General features: G+C 59.6%; 5 protein-coding genes and 4 pseudogenes. 5 read left to right on the top strand and 4 right to left on the bottom strand.

Annotated elements, in window-relative coordinates; genetic code table 11:
- Positions 1-511, bottom strand: a pseudogene (locus tag NCT32_RS32460) (lytic transglycosylase F); the annotation flags it as partial.
- A 742-nt stretch (positions 512-1,253) separates the two neighbouring features.
- Here NCT32_RS32460 and NCT32_RS32455 point away from each other — a divergent pair.
- The 3 genes from NCT32_RS32455 (at position 1,254) to NCT32_RS32445 (ending at position 6,937) form a co-directional block, all read left to right on the top strand.
- Positions 1,254-2,024 carry a DUF3047 domain-containing protein gene (locus NCT32_RS32455; RefSeq protein ID WP_061121924.1) on the top strand — a complete coding sequence of 257 codons (771 nt, stop codon included), beginning with the start codon at positions 1,254-1,256 and terminating at the stop codon, positions 2,022-2,024.
- A gap of 687 nt (positions 2,025-2,711) precedes the next feature.
- On the top strand, positions 2,712-5,450 hold the full coding sequence (locus NCT32_RS32450) for an MGH1-like glycoside hydrolase domain-containing protein (protein ID WP_250491274.1): 2,739 nt from the start codon (positions 2,712-2,714) through the stop codon (positions 5,448-5,450).
- An 8-nt stretch (positions 5,451-5,458) separates the two neighbouring features.
- Positions 5,459-6,937, top strand: coding sequence for an alpha-amylase family glycosyl hydrolase (locus tag NCT32_RS32445; RefSeq protein ID WP_061121923.1), 1,479 nt, complete (start codon positions 5,459-5,461; stop codon positions 6,935-6,937).
- Positions 6,938-7,354: 417 nt separating this feature from the next.
- Here NCT32_RS32445 and NCT32_RS32440 read toward each other — a convergent pair.
- Positions 7,355-7,502 (bottom strand): annotated as a pseudogene (locus NCT32_RS32440) (MFS transporter); the annotation flags it as partial.
- A gap of 14 nt (positions 7,503-7,516) precedes the next feature.
- Between NCT32_RS32440 and NCT32_RS32435 the strand changes: the two are divergent.
- Positions 7,517-9,076, top strand: a complete 1,560-nt coding sequence (locus tag NCT32_RS32435; RefSeq protein ID WP_061121922.1) for a phospholipase D family protein — start codon at positions 7,517-7,519, stop codon at positions 9,074-9,076.
- Positions 9,077-10,401: 1,325 nt separating this feature from the next.
- Here NCT32_RS32435 and NCT32_RS32430 read toward each other — a convergent pair.
- Positions 10,402-10,776, bottom strand: coding sequence for a BON domain-containing protein (locus tag NCT32_RS32430; protein ID WP_086961684.1), 375 nt, complete (start codon positions 10,774-10,776; stop codon positions 10,402-10,404).
- Positions 10,777-11,393: 617 nt separating this feature from the next.
- Here NCT32_RS32430 and NCT32_RS32425 point away from each other — a divergent pair.
- A pseudogene (locus NCT32_RS32425) lies at positions 11,394-11,916 on the top strand (helix-turn-helix domain-containing protein); the annotation flags it as partial.
- A gap of 33 nt (positions 11,917-11,949) precedes the next feature.
- On the opposite strand, the pseudogene NCT32_RS32420 reads toward NCT32_RS32425, so the two are convergent.
- Positions 11,950-12,530 (bottom strand): annotated as a pseudogene (locus NCT32_RS32420) (transposase).
- Positions 12,531-12,633: the final 103 nt, after the last annotated feature.

Raw genomic sequence — 12,633 nt, 5'->3', positions numbered from 1 at the left:
CTTGCCTTCGCTTTCCATGCTTCAAATCTCCCGTTACAGCCAAGATCCGAAGTCTCCTACATTTCCGGGGCGGTTCAGTCGCCGTCAGGTTGACCGCCGAGATATCGCCCAGCCCGGTCTGGAGGTTCGTCAGAAGTTTGTCCCGGGTCGTTGGAATCAGGAAGACTGTCACCGGGCGTTTGCCGAGCCGGCTGGCGTAGCGCTTGTTGAGGTAACGTTCGAAATCGCGCGCGAGTTCAGCGGTCAGACCGCGTTCCTGACCTTTGTCGTTGAAGTTCAGCGTACGGCTGAACGGCACAAGGAAGCGGATCGAGCGGCGCTCGAGCATCGCGTCGAAGTCGCCGGTCCACGGTTTGGTCGCGAGGTTCAAGTGGCGGCCTTTCGCAACCGCAGCCGGGGGTGACGATGCTTGCGCCACAGCGGGCGCACCCAGTCCCGACTCGGCTCGCGCCAGCGGCGAAAGCACCGAGATCCCAACCAGCACGGCGGCAAGAAAACGAAGTCTCGTCATAACATGCCCTTCCCATGCGAACGGTTATCCGTAAACCGTATGGCACTTGTGTCAGCGTATTCGCGGTCCTGTTACAAGCAGGTCGCAACGGCGCTTCGACTGGCGATCTCCGGTTGCAGGCCCCCAAAGACCGTGCATCGGAGACGGAAAGTGAGAGCTAAACGCTCGCGCATATACGCAGATGTTTGTCGCTCAATCTCGCAGCGGCGTGCGCCCCCAACGCGGGCCGGCCATGGCGCAGGCAGCACACGACCAGGATGGCTAACTGCTGTCTCAACGTGCGTGGTCTGTTGTTACCGATGCTTTAGCGACTGCAACCATAAATGTACTCCGGCTTCCAGCCCCAGGTTGTTGGCATCTACCGTGCAGCATACCCCGTCGAACATCGCAGAGTATTCGTGTTTTACATGGCATCATCCTGGTCTTCACACCGAATTTCACTCCGCTTTCCAGCAATCCATGATTGACGGTGAATGAGGCATAAGAGGCGACGTCGCCATCGGACCTTCGGATTGGGGGCCGCTTTCAGGCGGATTGTTTTGCTGCAACGGGGCAATAACGCCGGGTTGTTGCTCACCGCGTGCAAGAGAGCGCGAACGCAGGGTTGGGTCTTGTGCTTTAGATTCGCGGTCCGGCGTTCAGATCAACAGAACCCAGGCGCCGGCGTAATAGGTCCGTTGAAATGCCGTCAGCTGAGCCGACTACAATGGATGTGCTAGCCAAAAAACGAATGCGACCAGCCATGCATCTTCCCTCGATACGTCGACCGCGGAAACGAACCGCCCGGCCAGTCTGGATCGCCGTATACATCGCGCTCCTTCTGTTGCCGTCAGCCCTCCTTGCCCAGGACGAAAAGCCGGGTATTGCCTTTTCCACGATCGAGCCAGGCGCGCCACTGCCCGCAGGCTGGAAGAACCTGCCAGTCGCGCACGGCAAGTCCGTGACGCAATACACGCTTGTTCACGACGGCCACACCACCGTCTTGGAGGCGGATGCGAACCGCTCTGCTTCTGCGCTGATGCACGAAGGTAACATCGACCTCGTCCGCACACCCGTCGTGGCATGGCGCTGGAAAGCGGAAAAACCGATCGAGGGCGCCGACAACCGCGTCGGATCGAAGGAAGACGCGCCAGCGCGACTGGTGTTCTTATTTGACGGCGACAAAAGCAAGCTATCATTTTTCGACCGGGCCAAGATGGACGTGGCAAAGCGCCTGGGTGGCGAAGAGCTGCCCTATGCCACGCTGATGTACATCTGGTCGACCACCGCCGCGCCAGGCACCGTCATTGCCAACCCACACACGGACCGCGTGCAGATGATCGTGGTCTCGGGTCTGTCCGGCGATGCGGGTCAGTGGCAAAGCCTGCGCCGCAATATCGTGCAAGACTACGCACGGGTCTTCCACGAACCGCCAGGACGAATCAGCGGCTACGGACTGCTGACCGATACCGACAATACCGATACCACGACACGCGCCTGGTACGGAGATGTCGGGTTTCTGCCCGGGCCTTGATAACGCAAAGCCGCCGAGCTAACTGGGCTCATCGGTACGATGCGAGTGTCTGTCCTTCAGTTCTTTCGCCGTACATTGCCAGTCGTAACCATTCTCCCTGCGCCAACGACAGCTCTGTGGCGGCATAGGTCAACGGGTACAACCGGCCAAGAAGCGACACTCACGGGAGACTGGGGCCAGGCGTTGGAGCGGCCGAAGCACTTCCCAAAGCGGTCGTGGCACCTTGTGGACCGTGGATCTTCTCATCCTTTGAAGCCGCTCGCCTGTGCATAGTCGCCAGGCAGCGGACAGCGGAAAGGCCGGCATGGTCAGCGCTTGCCCCGCGCTCGACGTTTCGGTTCCGACGTTTTCGCGCGCTCACCTGCTCAGTAACTCACGACGGCGCAACGCCTACAGCTTACCTTTATCAGCGGGCAACGACTCCTCGATCGATTTACCGCCCTTCAAAGTCGCCGCTAGATACGCCGCTAATGCTCGTCTCGGCTAAGTCGGCGCGTCTCCAAGTCCCCTCAGTGGTCGCAGCGATGTCGGTCGACGGCACGAGAAACGCCTATTGTTGTATTGAAGTGAGCAAAGATCCAGCATCACATATAACGATGCGCCCGGGTTATCTGATCGGGCGCGATGAGTATCGGCGTGACGCCGCGTTGAGTCTAGCTAAGTTCATCATACGTAATGGAGAAGAGCATGAGCCCTGCAGTCGTGGACGTAGCGGAACAAAAGCGCTTGAACGACGCGCGCGAGGCCCACGTGCCGTGGAAGAAGTGGGGGCCCTATCTCAGCGAGCGGCAGTGGGGCACCGTGCGCGAAGACTACAGTGACAATGGCGACGCGTGGAACTACTTCACGCACGACCATTCGCGCTCGCGCGCCTACAAGTGGGGGGAAGACGGGCTGGGCGGGCTGTGTGACGACCAACAGAGGCTGTGCTTCGCGCTCGCGCTATGGAACGGGCATGACGCAATATTGAAGGAGCGCCTCTTCGGCCTTACCAACAGCGAGGGCAATCATGGCGAGGACGTAAAGGAATATTACTTCTATATCGACAGTACGCCCACGCACTCGTACATGAAGTACCTTTATAAATATCCGCACCAGGAGTATCCGTACTGGGATCTGCTAGAGACCAACCGCAAACGATCGCGCGAGGAGCTTGAATACGAACTGCTCGACACTGGTATCTTCGACGGTGACCGCTATTTCGACGTCTTCGTGGAATACGCGAAGGCGGCTCCCGAAGACATCTTGATACGCATTACCGTGCACAACCGCGGACCGGAGGCCGCACCGCTGCATGTCCTGCCGACACTCTGGTTCCGCAATACATGGTCATGGGGCGAGGACAACCGCAAGCCATCCCTGCACGATGCAGGCGCCGGCATCATTCGGGCCGCGCATCATGATCTTGGCGAATACTGGCTTCACTGCGAAAGCGCACCCGAGACGCTATTCACCGAAAACGAAAGTAACGCGCGGCGTCTGTGGGGTCAGCCCAACGCGTCGCCCCACGTTAAGGATGCGTTTCACGCCTACGTCGTCTCGGGACAGCGCGACGCCGTGAATGCCGCGGGAACCGGAACAAAGGCCGCCGCCCACTATATGTGCGACGTACCTGGCGGCGGTAGCACGATCTTCCGTTTGCGCCTTACGCCATCCCGGGTCGACGACGCTTTCGGCGGCTTCGAGAAGATCTTCGATAGCCGCGTTGCCGATGCTAACGAGTTCTACGAGCGTATAACGCCCAGGTCGCTGACCGAAGACCAGCGCCGGGTGCATCGTCAGGCGCTGGCGGGCATGTTGTGGGGCAAGCAGTACTATTACTTCGATCTCGAACTCTGGCTGCGCGAGCATCGCAGCCATCCGTTGCTCGACTCGGCGCGGCGCGATGTGCGCAACATGGAGTGGTTCCATATGCTGAATGCCGACGTGATCTCTATGCCGGACAAGTGGGAATATCCGTGGTATGCGGCGTGGGACTTGGCCTTTCATACGATCGCGCTGGCGCAGGTCGATTTCGATTTTGCGAAGGAGCAGTTGCTGCTGATGCTGCGCAGCCTATACGTGCACCCCAGCGGTCAGATTCCAGCGTATGAGTGGAACTTCAGCGATGTGAATCCGCCTGTGCATGCCGCCGCCACGCTCTGGCTGTACAAGTATGAGAAAGAATTGGGACGTGCTGACCCGCGTTTCCTGGAGCGCTCGTTTCAGGGGCTGATGCTCAATTTCAATTGGTGGGTGAATCGCAAGGACCCCTCAGGCCGCAACGTTTTCGCCGGCGGCTTTCTCGGTCTGGACAACATCGGCGTGTTCGACCGCAGCGCGCAACTGCCGACTGGCGGATCGCTCGAGCAGGCGGATGGGACGGCATGGATGGCGTTCTACTGCCAGACCATGCTGGAAATGGCGATCAACCTCACTGATTATGACCCGCTCTACGAGGAGGTCGCCTTCAAGTTCGTGCAGCATTTTATGTGGATTGCCTATGCGATGGATCGACGAGGCGAACACGAAGACGAGATGTGGGATGAGCACGACGGCTTTTTCTATGATCTGCTGCGGCTACCCAACGGCAAGACGACGCGCCTAAAGATCAGGTCGCTGGTGGGGCTACTGCCGCTGTGCGCGTCAACTGTGTTCGAAGCGTACTCGCTCACGCGCTTTCCGAAGCTGGTCGAGCTGATCGCGCAGTTTCGCAAGCGCTACCCCGAATTGGTCGCGCAGGTTGCGCCCACCGAGACCGGCTTCATCGGGTACAACGAACGCAGACTTCTGTCGATTTTGAACAAGGGCAAGCTGGAAAGGGTGCTTCGCTACATGCTTGACGAGAACGAATTCCTGGGTCCGCACGGCATCCGTTCCCTCTCACGCTATCACCTGGAACATCCGTATGTGATTCACGTCGGCGGACAGGAGTACACGGTGCAGTATCTCCCCGCTGAGTCGAATACAGGCATGTTCGGCGGCAACTCAAACTGGCGAGGACCGGTGTGGATGCCGGTCAACTTGCTGATCGTGCGCGCACTGGTCAACCTTTATACTTTTTTCGGTGAGGATTTCAAGGTCGAATGCCCGACGGGCTCCGGGCGGCGCATGACGCTGTTCGAAGTGGCGCAGGAAATCGTCCGCCGCCTGACGGGCACGTTCCTGCGCGACGCAGATGGCAAGCGGCCCGTTTACGGTGGAACGGAAAAATTCCAGAACGATCCGCACTGGCGCGACCTGATCCTGTTTTACGAGTATTTCCACGGTGACAACGGCGCGGGCCTCGGCGCCAGTCACCAGACCGGTTGGACCGGTTTGGTCGCTCCGCTGCTCGACCTGTTCGGGCGCGTCGACGCCAAGACCATGCTTGAGACCGATCGTGGACGCGTGATGACGCGGCTCGTGAGGGAACAAGTGGGCGGAGAAGACACCGGTGAGAAATGAGGAGCGAAATGTCCGACGGCCGCTACCCAGTGCTGTACCAGATGAACACCCGCGTCTACCTAACGGGCTTGTCGCGTGCCCTGGGCAGGCGCGCGACACTCGACCATATCCCAGATGCAGAACTGGATCGCATCGCTGCGCTGGGCTTCGACTGGCTATGGTTGTTGAGCATCTGGCAGACCGGCCCGGTGGCTCAGGCCATTTCGCGCGCGCACGGCGGATGGCGCCACGAATTCTCAGAGACACTGCCTGACCTCACTGACGACGACATCGCCGGCTCGGGGTTCGCGATCTGCAGCTACACGGTTCATCGAGATCTGGGTGGCCCCGAGGCGCTCGCGCGCTTGCGGCAGCGCCTGCTGCAACGCGGCCTAAAGCTGATGCTCGACTTCGTGCCGAATCACCTATCGCCAGACCACGACTGGATCGTCTCGCGTCCGGACTACTTCGTCCGCGGCAGCGAAGCGGACCTTGTTCGCTCACCGCGCAACTATTGCCGGGTGCATACAAGCAACGGGCCGCTGGTAGTCGCGCACGGCCGGGACCCCTACTTTGACGGCTGGCCCGACACGCTGCAACTCGACTACGGCAATCCGGCGTTGCAGCAGGCGATGATCGGCGAACTGAAAATCATCGCCGGACAATGCGACGGCCTGCGCTGCGACATGGCGATGCTTGTCTTGCCCGACGTGTTCGAACGCACCTGGGGGATCCGCCCTGAGCCCTTCTGGCAGAAGGCGACCGAGGCCGTGCGGGGCGAGCATCCGCACTTCCTCTTCATGGCGGAAGTGTATTGGGATCTCGAATGGACGCTGCAGCAGCAGGGCTTCGATTATGCGTACGACAAGAAATTGTATGACCGCTTGCGCGCTGCGCAAGCGCGCCCGGTGCGCGAGCATTTGCATGCCGAGCCCGAATACCACGAAAAACTGGCTCGCTTCCTGGAGAATCACGATGAGCCGCGAGCCGCCATGACTTTCGAATCCGGCAAACATGAAGCAGCAGCCGTCATCACATTCCTGTCGCCGGGCTTGCGGTTGTTTCACCAGGGCCAGTTCGAGGGGCGCAAGAAGCGGATTTCACCGCACCTGGTTCGGGCGCCACAGGAGCCTGTCGACGCAAGCATTCAAGGCTTCTATGAAAAGCTGATGATGGTGCTGCGTCAGCCGGTCTTTCGAGAGGGCAAGTGGAGCCTGGCTGAAATCGTACCGGCGTGGGATGGCAACTGGACCTGGGACTGTTTCATCGCTTGGTTCTGGCAGCGAGACGGAGACGAACGGCGGCTGGTGGTGGTCAATTACGCCGGCAATCAGAGCCAGTGTTACGTGCGACTTCCATTTCACGATACGACCAGTCGTAGGGTGCGGATGGAAGACATCATGGCATCGACGAGCTTTGATCTAGATGGTAACGACCTCAAGTCGCGTGTTCTTTATTTGGACCTGCCGCCGTGGAACTATCGCGTCTTCGAAATGACCGCGTCGTGAAGCTGCCCGCCGGACTCGAGCGTGGGCCTGAGCCTCCACCTGCGGCAAGAGCCGATTGCGCCATCGAGCTGCCACGGGCCGCGATTGTCCGCTGTGAAGCGAACGCTCTGACTGTCTATAGCTAGTGGCCGTCGAACCCATCAGGATCTGCCTTGCGTGTCAATGCCGAAGACCGTGCTGGCGGACCTGGGGTATCGCGGTGCAGATGCCGATATTGCACCGGTGCAGTTGCTTCATCGACGTAAACACAGCCTGGGCTTGCACCCGTATTTTTGCTCTTGCGTGGGTGCGCTGCCTGGCGTTTCGCGGGAACCGTTGCTCACACCTGGCACAACTGCCGGAGCCTGGACCGTACGACGGCACCGCATCGACCGCCCGAATGCGTCTGCGAAGGAAATCGAATTTTGCAGGTCTGACGACATAGAGCGCGAATGTCGGCCCGTGCTCAGGTGCGACACCGAAGATCAGCGCGACAAGCGCCGTGCCGCGCCTCCCCGGTCAGCCGCGCGGTGCTGAGCATGCCGCCCGCGCTGCCGCTGCGCTTGCGCGGCGCCGACGACAGTATCTGCGGAGAGCGGAATGATGAACTTACGGAACCTTGTTGCGGCGTTCGCCATCGTCATCCTGACTTCGTGCGCAAGCCTTCCACCACAAGCCGGTCGCGTCCCCACCCACGCGCTCACCGATACGCAGGCCACGCGCCTCGGCGCAGCGTTCGCACTACGAGACTGGCAGCATCCGGGAGAAAGCGCGTTTCACCTGCTGCCCGACTCCGTCGACGCGCTCATCGCGCGCGTTGTGTTGATGGGATATGCGGACCGCTCTCTCGATCTGCAGTACTACATCTGGCACGATGACCTGACAGGTCGCGAACTCGCCGCGACCTTACTGAGAGCGGCCGACCGTGGTGTGCGCGTGCGTGTCCTGCTCGACGATCTGGGCACGAACGCGGACGACCAGATGCTGCTCGCGCTCAGTTCTCATCCGAACGTGGAGATCCGGCTCTTCAATCCTGTCGCAAACCGCCGGTTCAAGACGCTCGGCACGGCCATCGAGTTTGGCCGCGTCAACCGGCGTATGCACAATAAGGCGTTAATTGCCGACAACCAGGGCGCGATTCTCGGCGGGCGCAACATCGGCGACGAATACTTCGGCGCCTCGAGCACGGTCGCGTTTGGCGACCTTGACGTGCTGGTGCACGGGCCAATCGTGCGCGATGTTTCAACGGCATTCGACGAGTACTGGAACTCGGAGGCGTCGTATCCGATCGAGAACCTCCTCGGCCGTCAGGCCGATCCATCGGCGCTAGCGGCTGGCCGCGCCGAGCTGGATGCCTGGCTTGCGTCGAAGGAGAACGGCGCGTATGTACAGCAGACGAAAGCGCGCCTCACGCAGGTAATCCAGGCACGCGACGCCGAGTTTACATGGGGCAAGGCGACGTTGCTCTATGACGACCCGTCAAAGATCGCGCGCACGCCCAGCGACGCCGAAGGACATCTGGTCTCGCGGTTCAGGGCGTTGAAACTGAAGCCGACCCAGCACTTGATGATCGTCTCGCCGTATTTCGTGCCGGGAAAGCGCGGCGTCGCATGGTTGAGCGGCCTGACACAACACGGCGTGCACGTGACGGTGCTGACGAACTCCCTGGCGGCAACGGATGTCGCCGCGGTGCATGCCGGATATCAGCGCTACCGGAAGGCATTGCTGGAAGCGGGCGTGCAACTGTATGAACTGAAGCCTGTTGCGGCAACCAGCGGCAACGTTCTCAAGAAAAACTCAGTGTTCGGCTCGTCAAAGGCGTCATTGCACGCGAAAACGTATGTGTTCGACCGCGAGAGCGTCTTCATCGGCTCGATGAATCTCGACCCGCGTTCGGTCGAGTTAAACACTGAGATCGGGGTCTACTGCGAAAGCGAGCGTGCCGCCCGGCAGGTGACCGAGCACGTCGAGTCGAGCCTCGCTCGCGGAGCGTGGCGGCTCGAACTACGCACCGATGTGACCGGCGCGAGCCAAATCGTCTGGAACGATACGGCCGAGGACGGCACCGTCACGGTATTAGATTTCGAGCCGGAAGTATCGGCGTTGCGCCGCGCAGGCATCTGGTTTCTCAGCATCCTGCCGATCGAGTCCCAGCTATGAATTTGTTCTGGCGTTCTAGCCGAAGCCATGGAGCTGGTTATGAGCCTGATTTGATGCGGCAATGCGTGAGCATGCCGCGTCAGTGCTGGGAAGTCTCGCGCAAAGCCACTGTGCCAAGACTATAGAAGTTCCTGGCGATAGCGCACCTTGCACGGGATAGATATTCGAACGAGCGCTTCCACAAAAGCAAGGAGCCAATTCGCCATTGCCGTACTGAGGTGCGCGCGCAGCGTACGGGGCCGGTCTCAGTGCCCGGTGCCGTGACGACGGTTGCGGCAGGGCAAGGTATAGGTCCCTTGTTAAATATCATGGCGACAAGTCCGCGCCTCTGCCAGTGGCCCCGCCAAGCGCGCTGGTCTCCTCGACGCAGATCCGGTCTTCCAATACCTGCCGACACTCCCGGCGATCCCGCCGTCATCGACGAAGCTGCGACCTTCGACGCGGGGGCTCGGGAACCTGTGTGGCTTATTGGCACGGACAACTCGACGTCGCCACCCCCGGAGCCGTCCGACTTGTCTGCGGGAAAGTTTTCGCGCAACCGCTGGCCCCTTGCGAATTGAAGTTCGCAATTCCGCTGTTAATAAATGCCGCGGAGGTCTATAACATTAACTGCAGCAAGGTTCTTATTCGTGAACGGACCTACAAGGTCTCGACACGAAAGCGCGCATTGCGCTTTCCTTGTGCCCCGCCTGGTACAAACCCTGCGTCGTTGTCCCGGTAGCCGTTTGATAAGTTCCGCGTCTGCCTCAGATGCAAAAGAGCTCACTCTTCGTTCGCTCGGCCGAGTGCCATAGCGGCGGCCCCGTCGCGCGGTCGGCATGCCAAATCGACTAGACGGGGACAGGGGAACAACGGCATTCATTAACTCGCACGTGAGTCAAGGGGGTAATGTGAAATCCCAAACGATCTTGGCGGCCGGTGCTGTATGCCTAGTCGCATTAGTAGGATCGGTCCGCGCGCAGAGCGCCCCGCAACAGGCGACACCTTCAGTACAGCCAGCCTCGCAGCAGAACGCGGGGGCGTCCGCGCAAGCTGGCGCTTATGGAGGAGTACCATCCGCCACACGCGCAACGGGCAAGATGAGCCCCTCGACGTGCATACCGAGGCCTCAGTGCGATGTTTTCTTCGGCAATTGAAAAGAGCGGCTCGAACATAGGCGTGAGCGTCTGCCGGGGGCCATCCGCTAGCTCATCGCGACCTCCCGCATTAGCAGGAGGTTTGCGCGTCGATGCATCCTCGCGCGTCGCGATGTGTCTGTAAGTTGGTGAGTGAGCCAAATACCGCCCGCTCACCGACATACGCCGCATCATTTCCTTTAGTGAGGATCAGTGTCCTCCTGCTTCCTTAATTGTGAGCGCATTCTTCACGGACGTAACACCGGAAACGTTCTTTGCCGCCGTTCCCGCCTTTTCAACTTGAGAAGCGTCTGGGACGTGCCCCGCAAGAGTAATTGCGCTGCCTTTAACGATCACACTGACGCCCGCCGTGTCAACGCCGCCCTTCGATAGGGCATGAAGCACCTTTTTGCTGAGCGCTCGATTCGCCTTCCTGACGTCGGATTTGGACATACCTTGCGATGTCGCAGAGGTCCCGGATCCCATTGAGGTAGCGGCGGGTTCGCTGCTTTGCGACCAAGCATTGATGGATGTGACGACGATCAATACGCCACTAGCCACTTTGAGTGTCCTTATTGCGTTCATTTCTTATCTCCAAGTAAAGCGACGGCATCCCCTTAGTCGAATCGTCGAATTGCCTCGCTCGTAAAGACGATTGCGTGTTCATGGCCGCCTAATGAGACTTCCGCAAAAGTCGTAGTCGGCGAATCTCAGCTCTGCTACGTTACAATAATCTGCAACGCACTACTATTTTATTAAGAAGACGTCAAGCCCCACTTGACCGACAGATGCAAGAAATTGCAGATAGTCCGGGACCGGCTGGTTCAGTTTTAAACGTGCGCCTCACTCAAAAAATTATTTCGCGCGAAAGAAGCTCATTCTACTTCTGACGCGTTCGTGTTGTTGACGACGTGACCGGCCTTCCGCGCATACCATGCATATATGCGGTCATGTCTCTTCGATTGATCCGCATCAATATCATAGGGCATTCTGACGCCTCCTCAATGAGAATCTGACGTTTTGCTCTCTCCGTGGACTCTCGCATGTGGCCACGTAGGCGGTCGCGAATTGGCAGAGAATAATGCAGACAAAAAAGCCTCTTTCGAATCTCGAGGGGGTGAAGTGCCGGGTCAAGTGCGGGCGCAAGCCCGGCGAAGCGAACACTTGACGCGCGTCGGGTAGATAAGCTGAGGCAGGGCTGGTTGCGGCAGAATGGGGCAACCAGCCCTGCGGGACGAAGCGAACATGACGAACAGCTCTTTGAAGCCGCCTTGGGAATCAATGCCCCGTGGTACGTGCAGGGCGTCGACTTTGACGCGGGCCAAACGGCAGCTCACGATTGCCGTGAACTTTGTTGCCGGCAGCCGCTTCGCCCACCCCGGCGTCGCCGGCGAGCACCCGGTGCACGACACGCAAATCAAGCGGCTGCGGCACCTAAACTTCTTTCAGCACGAATGCTATCTCCAGGTCCGGGTGCCGCGCGTGCGCTTGCCGGACGGCGCGGTGCGGTTGGCAGAACCCGACTGGATGGGCAAGCTGGATGGCTTTACGCTGCTGTTTGAAGCGCTCGTGCTGACGCTGTGCCGGGAGATGACATTTGCGGCGGTAGCCCGTCTGGTGAACCTGTCGTGGTATCGCGTGAAGGCCATCTGTGATCGTTACCTGGACCTGGCCGCGTCCGCGACTGACTTGTCCGAAGTCACCGCGGTGGCCATTGACGAAACTTGGCTCTTTTGAAAACGGAGTGGGTAACGGCCTTCAGCGGGCATGCGAGTTGAATGCGGAGAAGTCGAGTTTGCCTGCGATGAGAAACAGGACCGTTCGCATGGTTTCGAAGCGAGCGTATCCGCGCGCCTTGCGCTTGGCGGCCTGAAACAGTCCGTTGATGGCTTCGATGAAGCCGTTGGTCTGGCGGCTCTGGGTCCAGGCGACGATGCCGTCGAAGTGTCGGCGAATCAATCGCACCAGTCCTTCATCGGTTCGACCTTCGAGCGCATGACGTTGGTGCACCACTGTTGCAACATCTCGGAGACGACATTGATTTGCTTGCGCTCGAGAATTTCTCGCAGTTGCTCGCGATACAGCCAGGCGCGTGCCGTGCGGCTGGTTGTGTACTGACTGACGAGCGCCTCGAGGTCAGTCAGTTGGGCCAGATTGAGCTTGTTCGCGTCTTTCAGCAGCGTCCAGCGCATGCCTTTAAGTTCCGGGTCGACCTTCTGTTGTTGGCGACGCACTGTATCGAGCGCCTTGGACGCGTGCGCGACGACGTGAAACTTGTCGAAGGTCAGCCGCGCATCGGGCAGATGTTCGTTGACTCCCTCGATGAAAGCCGGCGACATGTCGATGCTGACCGAGCCGACCTGTTTGAACCGCCCCGGAAATGTAGGAGACTTCGGATCTTGGCTGTAACGGGAGATTTGAAGCATGGAAAGCGAAGGCAAG

Origin of the sequence: Caballeronia sp. INML2, from assembly GCF_023631365.1 — a bacterium.
Lineage (GTDB): Bacteria > Pseudomonadota > Gammaproteobacteria > Burkholderiales > Burkholderiaceae > Caballeronia > Caballeronia turbans.
This window is presented reverse-complemented; position numbering and strand designations above follow the sequence as displayed.

What these genes read in the sequence shown, in the direction of transcription:
- NCT32_RS32455 (WP_061121924.1), top strand. Translation starts at nt 1,254, where the DNA reads ATGCATCTTCCCTCGATACGTCGACCGCGGAAACGAACCGCCCGGCCA.
- NCT32_RS32450 (WP_250491274.1), top strand. Translation starts at nt 2,712, where the DNA reads ATGAGCCCTGCAGTCGTGGACGTAGCGGAACAAAAGCGCTTGAACGAC.
- NCT32_RS32445 (WP_061121923.1), top strand. Translation starts at nt 5,459, where the DNA reads ATGTCCGACGGCCGCTACCCAGTGCTGTACCAGATGAACACCCGCGTC.
- NCT32_RS32435 (WP_061121922.1), top strand. Translation starts at nt 7,517, where the DNA reads ATGATGAACTTACGGAACCTTGTTGCGGCGTTCGCCATCGTCATCCTG.
- NCT32_RS32430 (WP_086961684.1), bottom strand. Translation starts at nt 10,776, where the DNA reads ATGAACGCAATAAGGACACTCAAAGTGGCTAGTGGCGTATTGATCGTC.